The organism is Deinococcus cellulosilyticus NBRC 106333 = KACC 11606 (assembly GCF_007990775.1).
GTDB lineage: Bacteria > Deinococcota > Deinococci > Deinococcales > Deinococcaceae > Deinococcus_C > Deinococcus_C cellulosilyticus.
Map to the genome: position 1 here is coordinate 13,519 of NZ_BJXB01000017.1, position 24,589 is coordinate 38,107.

At 57.0% G+C, this 24,589-nt stretch carries 21 protein-coding genes; 12 read left to right on the forward strand and 9 right to left on the reverse strand.

Annotated features, from left to right (window positions below):
• From nusA to recJ, 10 genes are all read left to right on the forward strand, one after another.
• On the forward strand, positions 1-1,194 hold the full coding sequence (gene nusA / locus DC3_RS17750) for a transcription termination factor NusA (protein WP_146886671.1): 1,194 nt from the start codon (positions 1-3) through the stop codon (positions 1,192-1,194).
• 3 nt (positions 1,195-1,197) lie between these two features.
• Positions 1,198-1,431: a DUF448 domain-containing protein gene (locus tag DC3_RS17755; RefSeq protein WP_186816105.1), complete on the forward strand. Its 234-nt coding sequence runs from the start codon at positions 1,198-1,200 to the stop codon at positions 1,429-1,431.
• A complete protein-coding gene (infB, locus tag DC3_RS17760) occupies positions 1,431-3,158 on the forward strand; it encodes a translation initiation factor IF-2 (RefSeq protein WP_146886673.1) in 1,728 nt (575 codons plus the stop codon). Before DC3_RS17755 ends, infB begins: the two co-directional genes overlap by 1 nt.
• Before the next feature lie 260 nt (positions 3,159-3,418).
• Complete coding sequence (locus tag DC3_RS17765) at positions 3,419-3,757, forward strand: hypothetical protein (protein WP_146886675.1); 339 nt, start codon at positions 3,419-3,421, stop codon at positions 3,755-3,757.
• Positions 3,758-3,855: 98 nt separating this feature from the next.
• On the forward strand, positions 3,856-6,102 hold the full coding sequence (gene secD, locus DC3_RS17770) for a protein translocase subunit SecD (RefSeq protein WP_146886676.1): 2,247 nt from the start codon (positions 3,856-3,858) through the stop codon (positions 6,100-6,102).
• Positions 6,103-6,250: 148 nt separating this feature from the next.
• Complete coding sequence (locus DC3_RS17775) at positions 6,251-7,582, forward strand: trypsin-like serine protease (RefSeq protein WP_146886678.1); 1,332 nt, start codon at positions 6,251-6,253, stop codon at positions 7,580-7,582.
• Positions 7,583-7,709: 127 nt separating this feature from the next.
• Complete coding sequence (locus tag DC3_RS17780; protein WP_146886680.1) at positions 7,710-8,423, forward strand: CHAD domain-containing protein; 714 nt, start codon at positions 7,710-7,712, stop codon at positions 8,421-8,423.
• Position 8,424: 1 nt separating this feature from the next.
• On the forward strand, positions 8,425-8,745 hold the full coding sequence (locus tag DC3_RS17785; protein ID WP_146886682.1) for a nucleotide pyrophosphohydrolase: 321 nt from the start codon (positions 8,425-8,427) through the stop codon (positions 8,743-8,745).
• Entirely contained in the window at positions 8,742-9,065 is a 324-nt protein-coding gene (locus DC3_RS17790) for a LapA family protein (protein WP_146886683.1), read from the forward strand. The genes DC3_RS17785 and DC3_RS17790 overlap by 4 nt, the downstream gene beginning before the upstream one ends.
• A complete protein-coding gene (gene recJ / locus DC3_RS17795; RefSeq protein ID WP_146886685.1) occupies positions 9,062-11,218 on the forward strand; it encodes a single-stranded-DNA-specific exonuclease RecJ in 2,157 nt (718 codons plus the stop codon). The genes DC3_RS17790 and recJ overlap by 4 nt, the downstream gene beginning before the upstream one ends.
• 54 nt (positions 11,219-11,272) lie before the next feature.
• Here the strand turns inward: recJ and abc-f are convergent, their stop codons facing one another.
• On the reverse strand, positions 11,273-13,147 hold the full coding sequence (abc-f, locus tag DC3_RS17800) for a ribosomal protection-like ABC-F family protein (protein ID WP_146886687.1): 1,875 nt from the start codon (positions 13,145-13,147) through the stop codon (positions 11,273-11,275).
• A 297-nt stretch (positions 13,148-13,444) separates the two neighbouring features.
• On the opposite strand from abc-f, the gene DC3_RS17805 reads away from it, so the two are divergent.
• Together DC3_RS17805 and DC3_RS17810 are read left to right on the forward strand one after the other, a co-directional pair.
• Positions 13,445-14,128 carry a copper homeostasis protein CutC gene (locus tag DC3_RS17805; protein ID WP_146886689.1) on the forward strand — a complete coding sequence of 228 codons (684 nt, stop codon included), beginning with the start codon at positions 13,445-13,447 and terminating at the stop codon, positions 14,126-14,128.
• 225 nt (positions 14,129-14,353) lie between these two features.
• Positions 14,354-15,097: a copper homeostasis protein CutC gene (locus DC3_RS17810; protein ID WP_146886691.1), complete on the forward strand. Its 744-nt coding sequence runs from the start codon at positions 14,354-14,356 to the stop codon at positions 15,095-15,097.
• A gap of 64 nt (positions 15,098-15,161) precedes the next feature.
• Here DC3_RS17810 and DC3_RS17815 read toward each other — a convergent pair whose 3' ends face one another.
• From DC3_RS17815 to nuoG, 8 genes are read right to left on the reverse strand one after another with little or no spacing between them, the layout of a single operon-like run.
• The gene (locus tag DC3_RS17815) at positions 15,162-16,601 is read right to left on the reverse strand and encodes an NADH-quinone oxidoreductase subunit N (RefSeq protein WP_246130720.1); all 1,440 of its coding nucleotides are present in this window, start codon (positions 16,599-16,601) and stop codon (positions 15,162-15,164) included.
• 3 nt (positions 16,602-16,604) lie between these two features.
• Positions 16,605-18,026, reverse strand: coding sequence for a complex I subunit 4 family protein (locus tag DC3_RS17820; protein ID WP_146886693.1), 1,422 nt, complete (start codon positions 18,024-18,026; stop codon positions 16,605-16,607).
• The gene (nuoL, locus tag DC3_RS17825) at positions 18,023-19,882 is read right to left on the reverse strand and encodes an NADH-quinone oxidoreductase subunit L (RefSeq protein WP_146886695.1); all 1,860 of its coding nucleotides are present in this window, start codon (positions 19,880-19,882) and stop codon (positions 18,023-18,025) included. Before nuoL ends, DC3_RS17820 begins: the two co-directional genes overlap by 4 nt.
• Positions 19,883-19,886: 4 nt before the next feature.
• Positions 19,887-20,189, reverse strand: coding sequence for an NADH-quinone oxidoreductase subunit NuoK (gene nuoK, locus DC3_RS17830; RefSeq protein WP_146886696.1), 303 nt, complete (start codon positions 20,187-20,189; stop codon positions 19,887-19,889).
• Complete coding sequence (locus DC3_RS17835) at positions 20,189-20,758, reverse strand: NADH-quinone oxidoreductase subunit J family protein (protein WP_146886698.1); 570 nt, start codon at positions 20,756-20,758, stop codon at positions 20,189-20,191. Before DC3_RS17835 ends, nuoK begins: the two co-directional genes overlap by 1 nt.
• A complete protein-coding gene (nuoI, locus tag DC3_RS17840) occupies positions 20,755-21,285 on the reverse strand; it encodes an NADH-quinone oxidoreductase subunit NuoI (RefSeq protein WP_146886700.1) in 531 nt (176 codons plus the stop codon). The genes DC3_RS17835 and nuoI overlap by 4 nt, the downstream gene beginning before the upstream one ends.
• Positions 21,285-22,421: an NADH-quinone oxidoreductase subunit NuoH gene (gene nuoH / locus DC3_RS17845; RefSeq protein ID WP_146886702.1), complete on the reverse strand. Its 1,137-nt coding sequence runs from the start codon at positions 22,419-22,421 to the stop codon at positions 21,285-21,287. The genes nuoI and nuoH overlap by 1 nt, the downstream gene beginning before the upstream one ends.
• Positions 22,402-24,558 carry an NADH-quinone oxidoreductase subunit NuoG gene (gene nuoG / locus DC3_RS17850; RefSeq protein ID WP_246130721.1) on the reverse strand — a complete coding sequence of 719 codons (2,157 nt, stop codon included), beginning with the start codon at positions 24,556-24,558 and terminating at the stop codon, positions 22,402-22,404. The genes nuoH and nuoG overlap by 20 nt, the downstream gene beginning before the upstream one ends.
• Between the last annotated feature and the right edge of the window lie 31 nt (positions 24,559-24,589).

Sequence of the window (24,589 nt, forward strand, 5' to 3'; positions counted from 1 at the left end):
GTGAACAGAGAATTTTTGGATGCGCTCAATGATCTGGCCGTTGCCCGCAACATCGACAAGGGCCAATTGATCACGGCTTTTGAAGAGGCCCTGCAGCAGGCCTACACCCGCAACGTGGAGCCCGAGAAGCGCATTGAAGTGCACCTCGATGCCCAGAGCGGCGAACTTGAAGTGCTGATTGTCCGTGAAGTGGTGGAGAAAGTCGAGGATGAGAACAAGCAGATCTCTCTGGCAGATGCGCTTGAACTCGACCCTGAAGTGGAAATCGGCATGGAAATGGAGTTTCCCGTCGAGCGTGAGAAATTCACCCGCATCGCCCTGCAGGCCACCAAGCAGGTGCTGACCCAGCGCATGCGTGAAGCCGAGCGCAACATCGTGTTCAACGAGTACAAGGACCGCGAAGGCGAAGTCCTGACTGCTTCTGTGGTCCGGATGGACAACAAGGGCAACGTCTTTGTGGAACTTGGACACGGCGAAGCCATCCTGCCTCCCAAAGAGCAGATTCCTGGCGAGCGCCTGCTGAACGGCAACCGCGTGAAGGTCTACCTGAAAGAAGTCAAGAAGACCAACCGTGGCCCCAGCATTCTGGTGTCCCGTGCCGATGAGCGCCTGCTGGACTACCTGCTGAAACAGGAAATCCCTGAAGTCGCCGAAAACATCGTGGAAGTGAAATCCATTGCCCGTGAAGCCGGACAGCGCTCCAAGGTGGCCGTGTTTTCCCGCAACCCCAACGTGGACCCCATCGGTGCCTGCATTGGTCACCGTGGCAACCGCATTCAGGCCATCACTGGCGAACTGGGCAAAGAGCGTGTGGACGTGATCCTGTGGGACGCCAACCCCAGAGAGTTCATCCGCAACGCCCTCTCCCCTGCCAAGGCCGCTTTCATTGAAGTGGATGCCGACAAGAAGGAAGCCACCGTCACTGTGATGCCGGATCAGCTTTCTCTGGCCATTGGTAAAGGTGGACAGAACGTGCGTCTGGCCGCCAAACTGACCAGCTTCAAGATCGACCTGCGCGAAACCAAGGCCATCAGTGACCTGGACGCCGCCATGCTGCAGGCCGCCGAACAGGGCGAAAAACAGACCACCGGAGCCAGCACCGGGGCCGCCCGTGCTGCCTTCGATGCCCTCTTCAAAGATTCCAAATCTGTTGCCAGTGCCACCCCAGAGGGTGACGTGGACCTGAAGGATTAAGCCATGTCTTTTACGCCCGAGCGCACCTGCGTTGCCTGCCGCAAGAAACGTCCGCAAAGCGAAATGCTTCGCTTCCGGAAGTCTTCTGAAGGCTGGGTCATGCAGGATGAGGACAGGTTCGGGCGGGGCGCTTACGTGTGTGCAGACTCCCCTGCCTGCTGGAATGAGAAAAAACTCCGGCGTCTTGGCAGGAGTTCTCAGCGCCTGAGCGAACAACTGAATACCAGGAGGTCTTGATGTCCAAAGTACGCATCTACACCCTAGCCAAAGAATTAGGCCTCGACAACCAGAAAATGCTCGATGTGCTGAATGACCTCGGTGTGAACTACAAATCCGCGAGCAGCACCATCGATGACGACATTGTGGAACTGATCCGGGCCATGGTGGCCGAGGAACAGGCCCCCAAACAGCCCACCAAAAAAGAAGATGCTGCAAAAGCTGAAGACGATGGCGGCATCCCCCTGCGTGCCCCTGTGGTCACCATCATGGGTCACGTCGATCACGGGAAAACCAGCCTGCTGGACTACATCCGCAAGACCAAAGTGGCTGCGAAGGAAGCCGGGGGCATCACCCAGCACGTTGGTGCCTTCGAGGCCAAAACCAGCCGTGGCAAGATTGTCTTCATTGACACCCCCGGACACGAGGCTTTCACCAGCATCCGTGCCCGTGGAGCCAAGGTGGCCGACATCGCCATCATCGTGGTTGCGGCAGATGACTCCATCATGCCCCAGACCCGTGAAGCGGTGGCTCACGCCAAAGCCGCCAACATCCCCCTGATTGTGGCCATCAACAAGATGGACCTGCCCGGCGCAGACCCCCAGAAGGTCAAAAACGACCTGATGGCTCTGGGTCTGGTGCCTGAAGAGTTCGGTGGTCAGACCATCACCGCCGAGATCAGTGCCAAAACAGGTGCAGGTGTTGAGGAACTCCTCGAATACATCTCCCTGATTGCCGAACTTGAAGAGTTCCGTGCTGACCCCAACGGCGAATTCAAAGGCGTCGTGGTGGAAGCCAAGGTGGACAAGCAGGCCGGTGTGCTGACCAACATCATGGTTCAGGAAGGTCAGCTGAATGTCTCTGACTTCCTGGTGGTGGGTGAAAACTACGGCAAAGTGAAAGCCATGGTGGACTCCTACGGTGAGCGCATCAAGAAAGCCGGACCCAGCACCCCCGTGCAGATCCTTGGCTTCTCTGAAGTGCCCCAGAGCGGTGAAATGGTGGTCTCTGCCAAGAACGAACACGAGGCCCGTGAAATCGTGGCGAAACGGGTCAGTGAGCGCCGGGAGGCTGAAGAAGCCGCTTCCACCCGACGCAAGTTCTCCCTGAATGATGTGTTTGGTGCCCTTGAGGGTGAAACCCGCGAGGTCAACCTGATCCTGCGTGCCGACACCCAGGGCTCCCTGGAAGCCATTCAGGGCATCCTGGCCCGCAAGAAGACCGATGACCTCAACATCAATGTGATGCTGGCCGGAATCGGTGCGCCCAGCGAGTCGGATGTGCTCCTGGCCTCCACCGCCAGCGCAACCATCCTGTGTTTCAACGTGACCGCTGCCCCTCCCGTGAAGAAAGCTGGAGAGCAGAAGGGCGTGGATGTGAAGACCTTCCGCATCATCTACGAACTCATCGATGAAGTGGACCGTCTGCTCAAGGGCGAAGTCGAGCCTGTCTACGAGGAGCAATACCTCGGCAAAGCCGAAGTGCGCATGATCATCTCTCACCCCAAATTCGGCACCATTGCTGGCTCTTATGTGCAGGATGGCAAACTGAAGCGAAACGCCAAAGTGGTTGTGAAGCGCAAGGGCAAAGAGGTGTACTCTGGCACCATCATCGGCCTGAAACGCTTCAAGGATGACGTCCGTGAAGTGCTGACCGGCTTTGAATGCGGAATCAACGTGGACTGGAATGAAATCCAGGAAGGTGACATCATCGAGGCCAGTGAAATGGTCGAGGTGACTCCTTCTTAAGCAGTGTGAACAAAAAAGGCCCGCATAAATGCGGGCCTTTTTTGTTGCCGAGGGCTTTGGGGGAATCAGCATCACAACAGTGTGATCAAGCCGATGAAGGTAAGAAGATCTTTCTGCTTGAGCCATATTCTGCGAGAGATACTCCGCACAAAGATCATGACCATTTGTCTGGTGTTGCATCATGCTCTCGGCCTTCGGCCCTCGGCATGAATCCTCAACCCCTAGCACTCCCCTGCATTTCCTTGTAAAATATCCCGGCAATGCAAACGCAGAACAGGTCTCCAGTGCCCCACATCTTCAAGGTGCTGTTGCCTCTGGTGTTCTCGCTTTTGCCGTGGCTCGGAGTGCATTACGAGCGAATACAGGGTTCCCGCCACGCTGAGGTGAGCCTGCGGCCCCTGCCGATTCCCGAACTGACCTCCAGCAGTGTTCCTGCGCCACAACTTCCCAGCATCAAGTCGGTTTCTCCACCGGTGCGTTTCTTCCCCCTGCCGTGGTTTGTGCATGCATGGGTCAAAACGGTCCGGGTCCGGGAAACCGTGCTTTTTTTGCCTTACAGCCTGCCTTGGCTCGGGCGCATGATGCTGGATGGTGGCTGATTCCTGCTCCTGAATCGGCCCATGTTCTCAAAACCTCATTTCACCCACCAGCCTGACCTGCACCGAGCAGCGTTCTGCAGGCTGATTCAAGGAGCAAAATGCATCAAGCCCCCCGCAAAAAACGCCGCGCACAGACGCCCGGCGGTAACACCATCTGGACCACCCTGGTGATCGTGGCCGTTCTGATCGCTTCTCTGCTGAGCATCTGGCGTCCCTGGCAGCACCCCAGCACCCCCACCACCCTGTGGAGTGAGAACTACAAATTCCTGAACCTGGGTCTGGACCTGCAGGGCGGTTTGCGTGTCACCATGAAGGTGGACACCGCCAACCCCACTGCGGACGACGTGGACAAGGCCAAGACCATTCTGGAAAACCGCGTGAACGCTCTGGGGATCGCAGAGCCCACCGTGCAGCGTCAGGGCAATGACCGTGTGGTCATTGAGCTTCCTGGCATCAAGCCTGAAGAGCAGGACAAGGCCCGCAAACTGATCGGGACCACGGCAAAACTGACCTTCCACATCGTTCCCGATGACAAAAGAAACATTCCAAGTGATCAGTTGAAAGTCTCTGACCTTGGTCCTGCCATGGCTTCCGGGGAAATCATCCTCAATGCCCAGGCCCAGGCCGATACCGGTGGTCGCTGGATCGTGAGTTTCTCGACCACCCCAGACGGCTCCAAGAAACTGGATGAAGTCACCCGTCCCAACGTGGGCAAACTGATGGCCATTGTGCTGGACAACCAGATCAAGAGTGTGGCCACCATCCAGCAGGCCCTGAGCACCAATGCCCAGATTTCTGGCAGCTTCACTTCCCAGGAAGCCTCTGATCTTGCCCTGGTGCTGAAGTCCGGTGCACTGCCTGTGCCCCTCAAAGAAGTGGAGGTGCGCGCCATTGGTCCTTCACTCGGTGCAGATGCCATCAAGAGCGGAACCATCGCCTCTCTGGTGGGCATTGCCCTGGTGTTTGTCTTTGCTTTCATTTATTACGGGTTTTACTTCGGTCTGGTGATTGCTGTTGGCCTGATGTTCTCCGGTCTGATCATCATGGGCATTCTGGGCGGCCTGGGGGCCACCCTGACCCTGCCTGGCATTGCCGGTCTGGTTTTGACCATCGGGGCTGCCGTGGACGGCAACGTGATTTCCTTCGAGCGCATCAAGGAAGAACTTCGTCGCGGCAAAGGCATCCGGGGGGCAGTCAACAACGGCTTCAACCACTCCTTCTGGACCATCTTTGACGTGAACCTGTCCCACCTGCTCTCAGCCTTTGCACTTGCCAACTATTCCACCGGAGCCGTGAAGGGCTTTGCTGTGACCCTGGCTGTGGGTGTGATTGCTTCTGCTTTCTCCAACCTGGTCTTCTCCAAGTGGATGATGACTGCCATGGCAAAACGCAAACAGTTTGCTGCGCCTGACTGGGCCACCTGGAGAAACCCCAACATCGACTTCCTGAAACCTGCAGCCATCATCACCACCATCAGCATTTCGCTGGCCATCATCGGAACGGTGATTGTGGGCATCAAAGGTTTCAACCTTGGCGTGGATTTCACTGCAGGAACCTCTTACACCGTTGCCACCAGTGCTGCGGTTGCAGTGGAGGATGTGCGCTCCAAACTGGAAACAGCAAACCTTGAAGGTGTGGACGCCAAAGCCGCTGTCATCCAGCGCTCTGTGACCCCTGGCATTGATGGAGCCCAGTTCACTGTGAAGGTGGGCGAGATCAGCGACGCCTCCAGCGACCAGTTGCGCCAGACCCTCACCACCCTGGAAGGGGGCAAAGTCACCCAGATTGAGAAAGTGGGTCCCACCGTGGGTCAGGAACTGACCGACAAGACCCTGAAAGCTGTGATTCTGGGCCTGGTGCTGATTCTGGTGTATGTGGCTTTCCGTTTCGATTTGATCTTCGGGATTGGCAGTGTGGTTGCGGTGATCCACGACGTGGGCATCGTGATGGGTCTTTACTCCCTGCTGGGGCTGGAATTCACCATTTCCACGGTGGCTGCGATCCTGACTTTGATTGGTTATTCCCTGAACGACTCGATCATCGTGTCTGACCGCATGCGGGAAAACATCAAGTTGATGCGTGGCAAGCCCTTCCGTGAGATTGTGAACACCTCCATCAACCAGACCCTGTCCCGCACCATCATGACCTCGGTGACCACCATGCTGCCTCTGGTCAGTCTGTTCTTCCTCGGTGGTGTGGTGCTGCGGGACTTCTCCCTGATCCTGCTGGTGGGCATCATCATCGGTACGTACTCCAGCATTTACATCGTGGCCCCAATGGTGGTGTTCTACAACAACTGGCGGGCCAACCAGAAATCCAATGCCAAGAAAGCCGCCAAAGCCTGATTCTGTCTGATCTGGCTTTCTCGACCTCCTGATTTTCAGGAGGTTTTTTGATTTTGTCTTGAATTTGCTTTGACAGCCCTTTCCTTTCAAGGGAAAACCCTTCATCATGATTTCTGAAAGAAATGTTACGATTTAAAGGAGCATCCCAATGAAGATCATGCCTTTTGCTTTTTCTCTGGTTTCCCTGCTGCTGTGCAGCGTTGCAGGTGCGCGGGTGGGGGGAGGAAGCATCCCCACTGCTTCTTCCCCCATTGCTCCCAGCATGGTGGCCCTGGTGGATGTGGAAGGGACCCTGTGCTCAGGGGTTCTGATCGGCAACAACACCGTATTGACAGCAGCCCACTGCGTGGAAGACATGATGGCTGTCCCCTCCCCCATCGTGTATTTTCCTCAACCCGGAGAAATCATTGGTCATGACCAGAAGGCCCTCATGGTCAAAGGGCGCTTCCTGATCCCCAAACAGATTCTGCGCACCCCTGAGCGTTCCAGCAAGGTGTCGCTGGGAAGGTTCCCCACGCCAGGCAAGAAAGTGGTGGATTTCAAGAAGGAGATGGTTTACCAGGGGCCTGATCTGGCCCTGCTGGAAGTGGACGCTGGAGCCGTGCGCAGCTGGACAGGTTTCAAGAAAGCAATCCTGCCGTTCAATCAGGAGAGCGATGAACTGAATCCTGGTGAGAGCATCAAAGTGGCCGGGTTTGGGATCTATGAATTTCATGATCGGGAACCTTCAGGACAATTGCATGAGGGCACAGAAGAGGTCGCTGCCTTTGGTCTGTCTCCAGTGGGAACTTTTGTGATCCAGCCTTCTGCGACAGGGGGAGCCAGGGCATGTGCTGGGGATTCCGGTGGGGGTGTTTTTGCCCTGCGAAATGGACAGTGGGTGCTTTCAGGCATCATCAGTGCAGCCACCGGAACCGAAGAGCAGGCGGCGAAATTTCCTCCTGGAAGCAGGATGTACCGCATTTGCCAGGAAGCCAGCTACACCGAAATTGTGGATGTGTTGCAATACGGCAAATTCATTGCGCAGGCAGCACGCTGGGACACCGCCATTGCAGAGTGGGTACGTGAGTCGGAAAGAAAACGCGCCCCCCTGGTGAGCAATTTTCAGGCAGATGCTGCCTACCTTTACCATCTGGGAGAGCAGTGTGCTGTCGCTTTCGAGAAGAAAAAGTTTGCAGAAGCTCTGGGTCCCTGCACCACTGCTGCTCAGGGCAGGGTGGATTCTTCCCAGTACCTGCTGGGTCGGATGTACTGGGAGGGAACCGGGGTCACCAGAAACCTGAGCCAGTCTGCCCTCTGGATGGAGAAGGCTGCCCGTCAGAACTTTGGTCCTGCCTGGTATGTGCTGGCCTTCTGGTACGAGCAGGGCACGGGGCCTTACACCATCAACCCCCAGAAAGCCAGTGAAAGCTACCAGAAATGTGCCCAGTTGCAGGTGCAGGAGTGCATCAACCGCCTGAAAGCCCTGCAGGGCAAGTGACCTGAAAGCAGACTTCACAGGTAAGCGCCCTCACAGAAAACACCTGTTTCCAGCCTCCACATGACACTTTCTAACGTCTGGTCCTCTATGCTGAAGTCAGAGGGAACCCCTCATCAGGGAGGACGGAATGGACCATGCCCGCAAACTGCATGAGCTGTGGAATGAACTGGAAAAGGGAGATGAAGAAGCCATCCATGAGGCCCGCAAACTCACCCGCAAAGCCCAGGCTTACCTGCGGGCCACCGGGGCACCCAGAAAAACCCTGAAACCCTGGAAGAGGTTGCGCCAGACCATCGCCCCTTTCAGGGATCTGGATGTGACCCTGGACCACCTGAAAAAGCTCCTCAGGGAATTGCAGGCCGATCCTGTCACGCTGGAGCTCTTGAGCCTGCATTACACCACCCAGCGCATTCGCATGTGGGCAGAGGTGGAACTTCCCGTAAAACCCAGGGATTTGCAGGAACCCAAAAATGCCTCTGATCGGGTCCAGGAGACCCTGGAGGATGACTGGCAGTCTCTGAGGAAAGAAGCCCGCAAGGTGATGAAATCGCGCGAGTCTGCAGCCTGGCACACCTGGCGCAAGCACCTGAAGCGCTACAGGTACACCTGGGAAATCGAAGGCGAAGCCCCAGCAGAACTGATTGAATTGCTCAAACACCTGGGTCACATGCAGGACATGGAGGTGCTGAAAGAGAAACTGGAGGACGCCCCCGAGTTTCTGCATCCTTACCTGCCTGAGCTGCGTGAGGTGATGACCCAGCAGCACGATGAGGCGCAGAGAAAAGCCCGCGAATTGTGGCAGGCGTGGAGCAATACACATCAAGTCCTGATAGAATCGTGACGTGGATTTCAGCGCAGTACAGAACAGACAGCAGGCTTTCATTGAAGAGCGCGGATGGCAGGACTTTCAGACCCCCAAAAACCTGGTGATGGCCCTGATGGTGGAATCTGCCGAGCTGCAGGAGATTTTTCAGTGGCTGACCCCGGAAGAAAGCTGGCAGGTCCGGGACAAACCCGGGGTTCTGGAGCATGTGGGTGAAGAGGCCGCCGACATCCTGCTCTACCTGCTGCACCTGTGCCGGCAGCTGAACATCGATCTGGAACAGGCTGTGAATGACAAAATGCAGAAAAACGCTGTGAAGTATCCGCTGGGTTCATCATGAAGGTCCTGCAGTACATTCAGGTGCTTTTGCTCCTCACCATCCTGGGGATGATTCTGCTGGTTCAGCTGGAAAACCCCCTGGAGGTGCGTCTGCCCTTCCTGTTTGGAGGGAGAACCACCATATCACTGGGCTGGTTTCTTCTGATGACGCTGGGGGTGGGGGCCCTGTACACTTTTTTTCTGATGCTTCCCCCTTACCTTCGCAGCCTGTGGGCTGCACGCACAGAGCGCCTGCGCAGTGTTGAACTGCAGAAACAGCCCATGATGCCTGTACCCACTCCTCCAGACCTTGCTCCTGTGGAAGGAACAAAAGAAGCATGAAGGACGCTGTCTGGACGCTCGCCACGCCTGCGGCCCGGGCCGAACTGTCTCGCCTGATGGAGGACTTCAAGATCAGCCCCCTGATGGCACAGGTCTTTCATTCCAGAGGGCTGACCCGGGAGCACCTGACCCCGGAGTTTCGCCTCAGTCCCAATCCTGCCCTGCATGAGGCGGCAAGCAGGGTCATTGCGGCCATGAAAGCCAGAAAACGCATCCGCATTCATGGCGATTACGATGCGGACGGCATCACGGCCTCCAGTGTGCTGGTGCTGGGCCTGAAGGCACTGGGAGCAGATGTGCATGCTTTCATTCCCCACCGTCTCAATGAAGGATATGGCATGCATCCAGACAAGGTGCCCGAGCACATCGATGCCTGTGACCTGCTGGTGACCGTGGACTGTGGGGTCACCAACCTGGAGGAAGTCCGGCGGGTGCTGGAGGCAGGCAAGGAAGTGATCGTCACCGACCACCACAGGCCCGGAGCAGAATTCCCGAACTGTCTGGTGGTCCACCCACACCTGACCCCGAACTATGACCATGACCTGCACAACCTGACCGGGGCGGGCGTGGCATACCATCTGCTGTGGGCCATCCACCAGCAAATGGGGTTACCTGATCCGGTCGAGTACTCGGACATCGCCACCATCGGGACCATTGCAGATGTGGCTCCCCTGATCGGGGAAAACCGCGCCCTGGTGATTGCAGGCCTGAAGCAGATGAAAAACAGCATCCATGCAGGCATCCGGGCGGCCCTCAAGCAGAACAGCATCGATGATCCAAGTGCCAGAGATGTGGCTTTTATTCTGGCCCCCAGAATCAATGCTGCAGGCCGTCTGGGGGAAGCTGAAATTGCCCTGGAATTCCTCACCACCTATTCCGAGAGGCGTGCCCAGGAGCTAGGGCTGTACCTGGATGTGCGCAACAAGGAGCGCAAGGAAATTCAGGACAGGATGTTCAAGCATGCCTTGCAGATCGTCAATCCTGAGGACCCAGCCATTGTGGTCACCCACGAGGACTGGCACGCTGGAATCATGGGGATTGTGGCCAGCAAATTGCTGGAAACTTTTTACAAACCAGTCTTTATCATTGCGCAGGGCAAAGGAAGTGTGCGCTCCACCCCGGGCATCAGTGCCGTGGATGGCCTGAACTTCGCAAAAGACCTGCTCAAACGTTACGGGGGGCACTCGGGCGCAGCTGGTTTCGCCATCTACGATGAAAACATCCCTGAGCTGGAAAAACGCCTGCATGCTTTTGTGAACCGTTATCCGGTGCCTGTGCGTCAGGTGCGAATGGACACCCTGCTTCCAGCCAATGCAGCACGGTTCAGCATGCTGCATGAAATTGAGCAGTTCGAGCCTTATGGCGAGGGCATCCGCTCTCCCAGCTTCTGGGTGACCGGAACACTCGAAGAAAGCCGCCAGATGGGCAAGGAACAGAAACACTACAGTTTCAGGGTGCACGGCATCCGGGGCAAGAAGTGGGATTTCAAAGGTCCCAGACCCCACACGCCTGTAGACATTGCAGTCTGTCTGGGCAGCAACACCTACCAGAACAAGACCACCCTGGAGTTCGATGCAGATGCTGTGCGCAGGCAGGAACCCCTCAACCTGACCGAACAGGACAGCACGGTGCGGGTGTTCCGAATGGGAGCCAGAGAGGCCATTTCACACCTCAAAAACAACCCTTCCCGATTCGCGGTTTATGCCGAGAATGATGGCATTCCCTTCCTGCAGAAAAACTGTCCAGAGGTCAGATTGCTGACCCCGGAAGAGGATGCACCACGGATTCTGCTGATGGCCCTGCCTCCACTGGCCACCCTGGAACGCTGGTTGCAACAAGCAGAGGTGACTTTTGCACTGGGCGACAGAAACCTTGCGGTGCTGCTCGAAACGTACCAGCATGGCAGTGAGCACCTGACCCAGCATCCCAGACCCGAAGTTCTGGAAGAACTGGGGGTGGCGTCCTTCATGGATGTGCCAGGCACCAATGTCTGGTCCAGTGCCTCCTACCGTGAGGAAGCCCTGGAGGCGTACCTGAAAACCTGCATTGCCCAGTTCTTTGTGCGCCTGAGCGACCAGGGGTTCAGCACAGCGGTCTTGCAGCTTTTTGCAGCACATCACCCATCCGTCAAAACCCCTCTGCTGTCCATTTGACCATCACATCAAAAAGGCTGGACCCTGCGATGGCCCAGCCTTTCTTCAGCATGTTCAGGCTTCCAGTGCTGTGATCTGGTTGCTGAGCTCCTCCCACTGTTCCATCAGGGAGAAGAGCTTGCTTTCCAGGTCTGCAAGGTCCTGACCCAGACGGGCGAAATCGGCATCTGGTGCAGCCCCATCCAGGGCCTCTGCAGCCTTCTGTTGCTGGGTTTCGGTGGTGTGGATGTCTGCTTCCACCTGTTCCAGTTTGCGTTTGAGGTGCCACAGGCTGGGTCCAGAGCGTTCCCTTTTGACTTTGACCTTCACCTCTTCGGTCTTGATGCCTGCAGGGACATGCTTTTGACGGTAATACTGGTAGCCTCCCGGGTAACTGTAGAACTGTCCGTCTTCGAGGAGCCAGATCTGGTCGGAAAGGTTTTCAATGAAGCGGCGGTCGTGAGAGACCATCAGCAGGGTCCCGGGGTACTCTCTGAGGGCCTCTTCCAGGCTTTCCACCATCTCCATGTCCAGGTGGTTGGTGGGCTCATCGAGCACCAGAAAGTTGTAGTGCTGCAGGGAGAGTTTCAGCAGGGCCAGACGCGCCCGCTCTCCTCCACTGAGGTTTTTGACCTGCTTGGTCTGGGCATCATAGGGAAACATGTACGCCCCGAGCAGGTTGTGGGCCTCCTGGTCCTTTTCGACCAGCGAGCGCACCTCGTCATAGAGTGTGCTTTCTGGGTCCACGCCTCTGAGTTGCTGGTCGTAGTAGCCCACCCGCACCCGGGCTCCGGTTCTGACGGTGCTTCTGGGATCATCTGAGGAGAGGAGCCCCAGCAATGCTTTCAGGAAGGTGCTCTTCCCTGCCCCGTTCATGCCAATCAGGGCAATTTTTTCGCCTTTGCGGATGTGCACATTGACATCTTTGAAGAGTTGCCGTCCTGCATAGTTCTTGGAAAGGTGACGGGCATCAAGGACCACTTCCCCGGAGTCCTCGCAGGTGAAACGCACTTCGGTGACATCCTCATCAGGTGGGGGAGCATCCACCTGGGCGGCCTGCATGCGCTCCAGACGCTTCTCCATGGCATGGACCCGCTTGAAAAGCTGGCTGTTTTTTCTGGCCCACACCCGGTTGAGTTCAACAGAACTCTTGAAGGCGTCAATTTTACGCTGCTGGGCCTCAAAAACCTTCATCTGGTGTTCGAGTTCAGCCTCCAGAAGCAGCCTGAACTGGCTGTAATTTCCAGGGTAGACTTTCAGGTGGCCATCCCGGATGTAGGCGGTTTTGTTGGTCACGTTGTCCAGGAAGGTGCGGTCGTGGGACACCACCAGAATGGCTCCGGCATAGCGGCTCAGGAAACCTTCCAGCCATTCGAGCATTTTGATGTCGAGGTGGTTGGTGGGCTCGTCAAGAAGCAGGATCTCTGGGTTGCTGACCAGCAGCTTTGCCAGACCCAGGCGGGTCTTTTCTCCTCCTGAGAGGCCTCCCACCCGTTCAAACTCCCTGCCCCGGAACCCGAAGTTGAGCAGCACAGCATCCCGGCGGGCACGGCGTTCAAAACCTCCCCGAAGCTGGTAGTGTTCCAGCAGGTCATGGTAGGCCTCATAATCCGCATCGGTGGCCTCACCAAGTCTGGCCTGCAGGTGCTCGAGCTGCTCTTCAAGTTCATCGAGCTCATGAAAAGCAGAGTCCAGCACGTTCTGGATGGTGTCTTCAGGATCGAAGTCCGGGTCCTGGCGCAGCATGCCGATGGTGGTTCCCCTGGCCCTCCGCACATCCCCGAAGGTGGGCTCCTCTTCTCCGGTGATCAGCTTCAGCACCGTGCTCTTGCCTGCACCGTTGCGGCCCACCAGGGCCACCCGTTCTCCGGCATGCAGGGCAAAATTCAGGTCTTCGAGAACGGTCTGCTGACCGTAATATTTGAGAATGTTGTTCAACTGGACTAGCACCCTCAAATTGTACTGAATGGAAGGGCAAGATGACCTGAGCCATTTGACCATGGAGGGTGAGGATCAAGTCAATGGCAGGTCGGTCTCACTCGAAAAAGCCGTCAGTCCTCAGCTTTCAGCAGTCAGCACAACACCAACCGACGAGAAATGCACTGCCTGGTCTGGATGTTCATGTGACGGATCTCTGTCGACTCTGGTTCTGTTGCAAGACCAACATCTGATCTTTTGCTGATGGCTGAAGGCTCATCGCTGATTGCTTCTGAACTGTACTCCAGCTGAACCCTGTACTATGGGCATATGCTCGCCGAAGTGATGATCGAAAATGCCACAGAGCTCCGCATGGTCCAGAATCTGGGGGCCCACAGTGTGCTGCTGGCCCGTCAGGTGGTCAAGGGCGGGATCAGTCCCGACCTGAAAACCCTGGATGAAATCCGGGAGGCCAGCCGAATTCCCTTCACTGTGCTGGTGAGGCCAGATGAACTTGGACAGCAATATGAGAATGAACGCAAAAACAAACTTCTGGGTCACCTGAGGGCGTACCGACAGGCTGGAATTGAAGGTGTGGCCCTGGGGGTGCGGGAAGAGGATTTTGTGGATGTGTTCTTTCTGGAAGACATCCTGTCTTTTGGCTTCAAAATCACCTTTTATGGTTTCAATGGCCTGAAGTCTCTGCCCCAGATGCTGAAGATGCTGAACATGTACCCCCGGGTCTGCAGGATCATCACCCGTGGGAATCAGGCGTCAAGCTGGGAGGGACGCACCACCATTCGTGAACTTGCAGAAATGGCGCGTCCTGGCCTGGAAGTGTTTGCAGAAGGGGTGGGGCTTCATCCCAACAACCTTGCAGAGTTTGTGCAACACTCTGGAGCCCATGGCCTTTTGTGGGGCTCCACCGTGCGGGATGCTTCGGAGCGGCTGGACCTGGTGTTGCTGGAACAGCTCATTGACATCATGGTGCATAAAACATCCCGGCGTTTTTAGGCCTGCACATTTTGATGCTGATCGTTACAGCTGTTTTGAAACTGAAGTGCATACACTTCAGAAAAAGAGTGCATAAAGATTCAATTGTAACGATAGAAGATTGAAGGTTTTTTGTTTTACCAAGCGTCAGGATTTAGATATGTAAGAAGTTTGTAATTATTTGCTGGATGGCATAATATTCATGAATTTCAGCTTGCGCTCAGGAAGCAATGCTAGCATTTCAACATGATCGCTGAGGTCATTGTAGAAAATGCCACTGAAGCCAGAACGGCGCAAAACGCTGGAGCCTCTCGCCTTCTCCTGGCGCGCCATGTCATGCAAGGTGGTGTCAGCCCCGACCTCAAAACCATTGCCGAAACCCTGGAAGCCGCCCGCGTCCCGGTCTATGCTCTGGTCCGACCCGACCTGAAAGACTACGCTTACGGTCCAGACCGTCATCCGCGCATCTACAAGATTCTGGACGCCTACCGCAGGGCAGGCATTCAGAACATCGCTTTTGGAGCCACCGAAGGCTCCATGATCAACTGGTTTCTGCTCGAAGAAGCAATCACCTACGGGTTCAACATCACCTTCAATGGGGCGTTTGATTTCACCCACGACCTCAGTGTGAACTACATGCTGCTCAGCATGTACCCCAGGGTTGAACGCATCACCACCCGTGGACAGGCCGTGAGCATCGTCGATGGACAGCAGGAAGTCAAAAAACTGGTTTCCCTCAACAAACCCAGCCTCAAAATCATGGTGGAGGCCACCGGTTTCAGTTACGAAACCATCCAGCCTTTCTTGCAAGAAACAGGCATCAAAGAAGTTCAGTTTGGGCGCACCGTCAGAGATGACCAGGGCAAACTGAACCCTGTGACCCTCGGCCAGTACGTCTCCCTGATGAACGGCAAACCCATCAAAGAAGAAAAGCGTGGTTTGCACAGTGCCTTTGATAAGGCTTCACCCGCTACGCGCTTCCGCCAGTAACCCTGGCTTACCTTTAAACAAAAAACAAAAGACCCGCCTGAGCGGGTCTTTCTCTTTGCAGGGTTTACTTCATGGCCTGCTGAACAATGGGACTGTTGAAGAGGGTCAGGACCCAGTTGGGAAGCACCCCAAGCACCACAGTTGCAGCCACACTGGCCAGCACGGTGAGGGTGCTGTTGGGGAAGCTGCGCTCTTCGATGGACTGGGGTTCTTCAGCGGGCATGAACATCAGCACGGCGGGCCTCAGGTAGTACACAAAGGCAATCATGCTGGTGACAATTGCAATGATGGTCATGGCCGTGTAGCCACTCTGGAAGGCCGCGCCGAAGAGCACCAGTTTGGCCACAAATCCCGCAAAGGGCGGAATTCCGGCCAGAGACAGCAGGAAGATGGCCAGGGAGATGGCGTGCAGGGGCTTGCGGTAGTACAGACCCCGCATTTTGGGGATCAGCATGCCACGGTCATCCTGCTGCAGCATGGCGATCACCGCAAACGCTCCAGCGTTTGCGAAGGTGTAGCCCAGCAGGTGGTACAGCAGGGCAGGAATCCCGAGGTCGGGTGCAGCAAGCAGGGCCAGCCCAAGGTAACCCGAGTGGGCAATGGCAGAATAGGCCAGCGCACGTTTGATTTCGGCCTGCCGGAGGGCTGCCATGTTGCCCCCGATCATGGTCAGGGCCAGAATGATCTGTGCAGGGAGGGTCCAGTCGGCTCCAGGCAGGGCACGCAGGAACACCGCAATCATCCCTGCGAAAGCAGCGGTTTTGACCACAATGCTCATGAACTGGGTGACAATGGTGGGGCTGCCGGAGTACACGTCTGGAGTCCACTGGTGGAAAGGGGCCATCGCCACTTTGAAGCTGAAGCCTGCGAGGAGCAGGAAGGCTCCGGTGAGAAGCAGGGCGTCATTCTGGAAGGCCTGTGAAGCAATGGCCTGACGGATGCCGTCATAGCTGAAGGTTCCGGTGGCCCCGAAGACCAGGGCAATGCCGTAGATCAGCACAGCACTGGCAACTGAACCCAGCAGGAAGTATTTCATGCCTGCTTCTTCACTGCGCCTGGATTCCTGCAGGGTGGCCAGCACGTAGGTGGACAGGGACATCACTTCCAGACCAATCAGCATCACGATCAGGTCCCCGGAGAAGGCAATCAGCAGGGTTCCCGTGACCCCATAAAGCAGGATGATGTCAAACTCCGGGAAGTTGAGGTTGCTGCGTGCCGTGTGGTCCAGGCTGGTGAGTTGACTGAGAATCGAGCCGATCAGGATGATTCCGGCAAAGATCAGGCTGACGTTGCTCAGTTGCAGGGAACCGGCAAAGCTGCTCAGGTTCTGGTCCCAAAGGGAAAACAGGCTGCCCAGGGTCAACACCTGTCCGGTGATGCCCAGCATGGCAATGTTGCGGCGGCTGGTGAAAAATCCCAGGATGGTGGCTGCAACCGCCGTGACCAGAATGATGACGATGGGAAGCATGGCCATGAATTTAATGTCTGGCATCTGGAGTTCCATGGCTTAACCTCCCAGTCCTTGCATGATCCGGTCCACCACGGGACGGATCATGTTGATGGCGGGTGAACTGTAGATTCCGTAAATCACGCTGACCCCCACCGCAGAGATCAGAATGAGTCCTTCCAGACCCGTGATGTCTTTCAGGGCAACGGTGCCCTGGGGTTTGGTTTCCCAGTAGGTTTTCTGATAAGCGGTCAGGGCGTAGGCACCTGCAGCAATCACGCTGAGGCCTGCGATGAAGGCCAGCCAGGGACTGACCTGATAGGCCCCCAGCATGATGCTGAATTCACCAATGAAGCCAGCCAGACCGGGAACGGCAATGGCAGCAAACCACAGCACCATGGTCAGACCAGAGAGCACAGGAGCATCGTCCATGATGCCACCTGAGTTGGTGTTCACATGACCGGTGCGGTTGTAAATCATGCCCACAGCCAGGAACAGGGCACCCATGTAAACCCCCTGGAAGGCCAGCAGGTACAGGGCACCCGTGGTGGCAATGTCGTTCATGCTGAAGACCCCGAGGGCCACCAGACCCATGTGGCTCAGGCCTGCATAGGCCAGCACCCGTTTCCAGTTGGTCTGCTGGAAGGCAATCCAGGCGGCATACAGGGTGGTGAAGGCGGCCAGGGCCATCAGGATGAAGCGCAGTTCTTCACTGGCCTCCGGGAACAGGGGCAGGGCGAAACGGAACACCCCGTATCCACCCACTTTATAAAGCGTCCCCATCACATCAGGCACACCGGAGTTGTGGTTCTCCTCGTGGAATTCGGGGAGCCAGCCGTGCAGGGGGAACATGGGCAGTTTGACTGCAAAAGCAGCCACAAACCCGAGCAACAGCCACATCTGGACTTTGGGATCGAGGGGTTTTGCAAGCAGGTCTGCCAGAGCAAAGGTGGCAGAGCCGGAGTAGTACTTCACGCCGATCATGCTGAGCAGCATGAAGAGGGAACCGATGATGGTGTAGACCGCGAACTTGGTGAGCGCCTGAACCCTTCTGGGTCCACCGTAGATGGCGAGCATCACCAGGGCAGGAATCAGGGTGGCTTCGAAGAACACATAAAAGAGGATCAGGTCACGGGAGGCGAAGATGCCCAGCAGACCGGACTCCATCAGGAGCACGTTGGCCAGCATCGGACCGGGACGTTCCACATTGAATGCAGCGTACAGCACGCACAGCAGGCTCATGAAGGAGGTGACGAGGGTCAAAAGCAGGCTCACCCCATCCAGTCCGATGGTGTAGGTCATGCCCAGGGCAGGCACCCAGGGAACAGAAGTCACCTCTGCTCCACCCTGCTGCCACAGCAGCAGATTGACGATGAAAGCGAAGAGCGAACCTGCAATGGCAATGTATTTTTTGGTGGCTCCAGGGGTGAAGACCAGCAGCAGGGCCGCCAGAGCAGGCAGGTACAGCAGGACGTTGATCATTGCATGCCTCCCAGAACCCGGATTGCGAGGTAGAGCAGGAGGGCGGCAGTGCCCACCAGCATCAGGCTGGCGTAAGCCCGCACGTACCCGTTCTGCAGGTGGGTGAGCCATCCACCCGGTTCGGTGGAGACTTTTGCAGTGGCTTCCAGACCCCCTTCAACACCCCGGTCCATGGCGTCCAGTCCTTTCGCCAGGGCTCTGGAGGGTGCGCTGAACAGGTTGTCATAGAGGGTGTTCAGGTAGAGGGCCTGAACACTGGCGTTCTCGATGCCTCCAATGCGCTCGATGCGACGCTGGCGGTAGAGCATGAAGGCAATGAAGATCCCCAGCACCGAAGTGGCAACAGCCACAGCGATCAGGGTCCATTCCAGGCTGGCAGAAATGTGGGATTCTTCGATGGGCAGGGCAGCTTCCAGATAGTGGGACAGCTGGTTGGTCCCGAAGATGTGAGGCAGCCCGATGAAACCCCCCAGAGTGGACAGGGCAGCCAGAGCGATAAGGGGGAAGGTCATGATGGGGCCAGATTCGTGGGGATGGGCATGTCCACGGTACTGGCCACGGAACACCAGCACATACCAGCGGGTCATGTAGAACGCGGTCAGCAGGGCCACAAAGAGGCCGATGGCATACATCCAGATGTTGTGCTCATAGGCACTGGTCAGGATGGCGTCTTTGGAGAAGAACCCGGAGAAAATCGGAATCCCGGCGATGGAAAGCCAGCCAATCAGACCCACAGCGTGGGTGATAGGCATCTTCTTGGCGAGTCCGCCCATCTGGCGAACGTCCTGCTCGTGGTGGCAACCATGAATCACGCTGCCTGCCGTAAGAAACAACAGGGCTTTGAAAAAAGCGTGGGTGACGAGGTGGAACATCCCGGCCCAGTAAGCTCCAACGCCCACTGCCAGAATCATGTACCCGATCTGGGAAACCGTGGAGTAGGCGAGAATTTTCTTGATGTCGTACTGGTTGATGGCCGAGAGGGCACCATACAGTGCAGTGAGCGCACCCACCCAGGCGACCCACTCGTGGGCCATCGGGGCTTTCTCGTACAGGAAGTAACTGCGGGCAATCAGGTACACGCCTGCCGTCACCATGGTTGCAGCGTGGATCAGGGCAGAAACAGGGGTGGGACCGGCCATGGCGTCAGGAAGCCAGGTGGTGAGGGGAAGCTGACCACTCTTACCAGCCGCACCCAGCAGCAGGAAGAGCCCGACCAGTTCCAGAGCAGGCATGATGGCGGTGATGCCTTCCACTTTCTCGGCGAGGTCAGGAATCACCAGGGTCCCGAAGTTCTTGTACAGCAGGAACATCCCGAGCATGAAGCCCAGGTCCCCGATGCGGTTCATGATGAAGGCTTTTCTGGCGGCATTGGCGTAGTCGCGTTTGTTGTACCAGAAACCGATCAGGAGGAAGGACGCGGTCCCTACCCCTTCCCAGCCCACGAACATCAGGGGGTAGGAGTCTCCGAGCACCAGAATCAGCATCAGGGCCACGAAGAAATTCAGGAAGGCAAAAAAGCGGGTGTATCTGGGATCATCCTGCATGTACCCGATGGAGAACACGTGGATCAGAAAGCCAATCCCGGTGATCACCAGGGTCATGATGCTGGAGACCTGATCGAGGTAGAAACCCACCTTCAGGTCCTTGCCGTTGTCGAGGTAAGGAAGCCAGGCAAAGTACTGCTCGTGAATGGGGCGTTCCAGACCCATGTAGTTGCTGATCGCCACCACAAACGCACCCAGCACAGCCAGAGATCCAATCCAGCCGCCGGAGGAGCCTTTGAAGACCCTTCCGCCGAAGGTGATCAGGATCAGGAACCCCAGAAAGGGGATTAAGGGCATCAGATAAAGTGGCATGGTTTCACCCTTTGAGTTCAGCCAGCGTGTCCACGTTGGTGGACACCCGCTTACGGAAAATGGTCACAATGATCGCCAGACCAATCGCGACTTCTGCGGCTGCAAGTGTCATGACAATAAAAACAGCAGACTGGGCAATCAGGTCTCCCCACGCCTGGGCGAAGGCCACCAGCGCAAGGTTCGCTGCGTTCAGCATCAGTTCCACGCTCAGGAAGACCAGAATGGCCGTCCGGCGGGTCAGGGCACCAATCAATCCCATGCTGAAAAGAATCCCCGAGAGAATCAGGTAGGGGGTGACAGCGTCCATCAGGCCTTCACCTCCTGGCGTTCTCCTTCAAACGTACCAACCAGTTCGCCTTCAGGCAGGTCTTCCTGTTGCTGCTCGGGGCGTTTCACCAGGGCCACGGAACCCACCACAGCAACCAGCAACAGGATGGAAACGGCTTCGAAGGGCAGCAGGAATTTGGTGAAAAGGGCTTCGCCAATGGGACCCGGAGCACCGTTCTGCAGTCTGTCTGCAGCTTCGGGAATGGCCGGGGCCTTGAAGGAGTTCATGATCACCACCATGGCGAAAATCACCAGACACGCGGCCACTCCAGCGATTTCCGTCACAAAGGGGACAGGGTTCTCCTCGGTGACCGGCCTTGCTGCATTCAGCAGCATGATCACGAAAAGGAAGAGCACCATGATGGCCCCGGCGTACACGATCACCTGCACGGCAGCCAGGAAGTGTGCGTTCAGGGTCACGTAAAGACCTGCCACACTGATCAGGCATCCCACCAGACCCAGCGCAGCGTGCACAGCGTTGCGGGCCAGAATGGTCAGGCATCCTCCCAGAATGGCCATCAGGGCGAAGGTCATGAAGATGAAGGTCATTCGTATTTCACCCCTTCCAGCTCTTCACGGGGTTTCACTTCAAAGCCCACACGGACAGGCTTGTTCTTGCGCTTGGCTTCGCGGCGTTGCGGACGGGAACCGATGTGGCCCACCAGCATGTCTTCCTTGCCGTACACAAAATCGCGGTAGCGGTAGTCGGCCATTTCGAATTCGTTGCCGAGAACCACTGCACCGGTCGGGCAGGCTTCTTCGCAGAGGCCGCAGAAGATGCAGCGCAGCATGTTGATCTCGTAAACCTTGGCGTAACGCTCACCAGGAGAAACGGGATGTGCCGGATCATTCTCCCCTGCTTCCACGTAGATCGCATAAGCAGGACAGACCGCAGCACAAAGGGAACATCCGATGCATTTTTCAAGTCCGGTGCCCGGGTGCCGGGTAAGGATGTGGCGACCACGAAAGCGGGGTTTGAGCTGCACCCGCTGTTCGGGGTAGGACACGGTCACGGGCTTCTGGAAGAGTTTGCTGAGGGTCACGCCCATCCCTTTTGCGATTTCAAGTACGCTCATCAGTCACCTCCCTGAACTTCTGCTCGGTGCAGGGTCTGGGGTTTATAACGGGTGCTGTAGGCCAGTCCGCCAATCAGCAACAGGGCTTCGATGATGGCCAGGGGCCACAGGCTGGCATTGGGGAAGTAGGCAATGTAGAAGGCCACCAGCATGGTGTTGAAGAGTGCCAGTGGAAAGAGCACCTTCCAGCCAAAGCGCATCAACTGGTCGTAGCGGTAGCGGGGCAGGGTGGCGCGAATCCAGATGAAGATGAACAGGAAAATGGCGATTTTGAGGATCAACCAGATCAGGGGCCACTCGCTGATGCCAGGAATCACAGCATCAAGGAAAGCAGGGCCACGGTATCCCCCAAAGAACAGGGTGGCCATCACAGCACTGGCGGTGATCATGGCGATGTACTCGGCCATCTGGAACAGCGCCCATTTGATGGAGGAGTACTCGGTGATGTATCCAGCCACCAGTTCCTGCTCGGCCTCCACAAGGTCAAAGGGGGTGCGGTTGACTTCTGCGGTGGAGGAAATCGCAAAGAGCACGAAGGCGAAAGACTGGAACAGGAACATCGCTCCGTTGTTGTACTGCCACTCCACGATGATTCTCAGGTTGGTGCTGCCGACAATCATCAGCATGCCCAGCAGGGCAAGGCCCATTCCGAGCTCATAGGAGATCATCTGGGCACTGGAGCGCAGACCACCCAGCAGGGGGTATTTGGAGCCGGAAGCCCATCCTGCCAGGAAGATCCCATACACACCCATCGAGGTCACGGCCAGAATGAAGAGAATCCCGATGTCCAGGTCAAAGACCCAGGGGTTTGCCCCGAAAAAGGAGTTGGGTGGACCTGCAGGAATGCCACCGAAGGCCATCAGGGCTGCGGTCACAGCCACAATGGGAGCAATGATGAAGACCAGTTTGTCGGCCATCGTCACGTTGATGTCTTCTTTGAAGATCGACTTGATGGCGTCTGCAACGGGTTGCAAGAGGCCCATGGGTCCAACCCGGTTGGGACCGAGTCGGATCTGCATGCGGGCCAGCAGCCTGCGTTCAATCAGGGTCATGTAGGCGAAGGTGGTCAGAAGTGCGATCACCACCAGGGCCGCTTTCCCCAGGACAACCAGACCTTCAATCAGCCAGTGCGGCATTGAAACTTCCTCCTAACTTTTCTCTGAGTCGGCTGGAGCGCAGCATGGTCTCTTTCCACATGCCCACTTCTGGGCGGTGGTACCGTCCGGCGCGGGCGTTGTACTGTCTGCCCAGGTCCACAATCTCACCCATGTTTTTCAGGTTGGCGACATCCACCCCGAAGCGCTCTTTGAGGGCTTTCTGGGCACTGCGCTGTCCACGGATGGGGGCTTTCATGCCCAGGGCCTCTGCAATCGCGCCGAGGGCGGTGATCAGGTCTGCGGATTCCCCAGAGGAGATGGCGGCAGGTTCCAGTTTCAGCAGGCGGCCTTCGAGGTTCACGGTGGTTCCGCGCTTCTCGTAGTTGGTGAGGGCAGGCAGCACCACGTTGGCCCGTTTTGCCACGTCGGTGAGCTGGGTTTCGTGCACCACCAGGAAGCCCGCGAAGTCTTCGGGGATGCGGGTCAGTCTGGACACCAGTGCAGCCTGCAGGGTGCCCATCAGGGAGAGGTCTGCTCCATTCTGGGGAACAACTTCCAGTCTGGAGAGGCCCACGCCGTTGGCATCTGCAGGGATCGGGAGCACTTTGGCATTCGTGGAGAGGGCAATGTGTGCGGCAATGTCGAGGCCGATCTGGCCGCCTTTCAGCACGTCAGAGCCCAGAATGATCACGGGTTTCTTGGCCCCTTTGAGGAGGGCTGCTGCCTCTTCAATGGCCCCTCCGGCGTACTGACCACTGACCACACTGGAGAGGTGCTCAAGCACCTTCACGGAGTCCATCTCGGCGGTGATTCCGGCCACATCATGCAGGCGGGTTTTGGTGGGGTAAAAGACTGCGAGGCGTTCACGGTAGCGGTGCATGCGCTCGGTCAGGCGCAGGTCGGCAATGGCGGTGCCAAAATCGTACTGCTGTGGGAGCACCCCACCTTTGAGCATTTCCTGAATGCGCAGGTCGAGGACAGGTGCTTCTTCGCTCACATCTGCCCCGATGACCACCACGGCATCTGCAGTGGCGACATCAAGCAGGGTGGCTGCAGGAGCGTTGACCACCACGCCGTATCTGGGGGCATGGTCCACGTTCTGGGTTCCCACCTGCTTCACAAAGGCTTCGAGGGCGATCCCTTCTTCCAGGGTGATGTCGGCTTTGGTGTAAAAGCCCATGTTCTGGGGAGCCACACCCTGCAGTCCAGTCTTGATGGCAGAGATGGCCTCTTCCCAGGTGGCAGGTTTGAATTTGCCGTCCACTTTGATCAGGGGCTGGGTCAGGCGGTCCTCATCCACGTAGGGGTGTCCGAAGCGGCCACCATCACAGAGCCACTGTTCGTTGACTTCATAGTTGTCCCGGCCCACAATGCGCTCGAGGCGTCCATTTCGGGCGTCCACGGTGATGGAGCAACCCACAGGACAGGCGGTGCAGGTGGTGGCGGTGTGGTCGTATTCCCAGTTGCGGCCCCGGAAACGGGCCACGTTGTCCAGCAGGGCACCCACCGGGCAGATGTCGGTGATGTTCCCGGAGAAGTTGCTGGGGAGCCCTCCCTCAATGGTGTCAATGAAGGTGTGTCCTCCACGCTCGATGAAGTCCAGCACCTCCTGGTTGGGCACCTCTTCGAAGTAACGCACACAGCGTTTGCAGTGGATGCAACGCTCCTGGTCCAGAATCACGAACTCGGAGAGCTCATAGTGCTTCTCGGCATGCCTGCGGTCAAACTGGAAGCGGCTGACCCCATACCCATATTCAAAAGCACGGTCCTGCAGCTCACAGGCACCACCCTTGTCGCAGGTGGGGCAATCCAGGGGGTGGTTGATGAGGTGGAACTCCATCATCCCGGACTGGGCTTTTTTCACCCCTTCGGTCTGGGTCTTGATGACCATGCCATCACTGGACCCCAGGGTGCAAGACGCCATGGGTTTGGGGAAGTAGAAGATCTTCTTCTCGCCCTGTTCATCCAGAATCCAGCTTCCGTCGGGGTTCTTTCTGGGGGTCCCGGCTTCGACGAGGCACATGCGGCAGGCCCCGATGGGGCTCAGGTACTGCTGGGAGCAGAAATAAGGCACATCCCGGCCTGCCTGGAAGACGGCATCGATGGCGCTGGTCCCGGCGGGAACCTGCACTTCACGTCCATCGACAATCACGGTGATCATGTTCTGCTGCGTCATACACTCTCCCTGCTGGAGTTTTTTCTCCGGG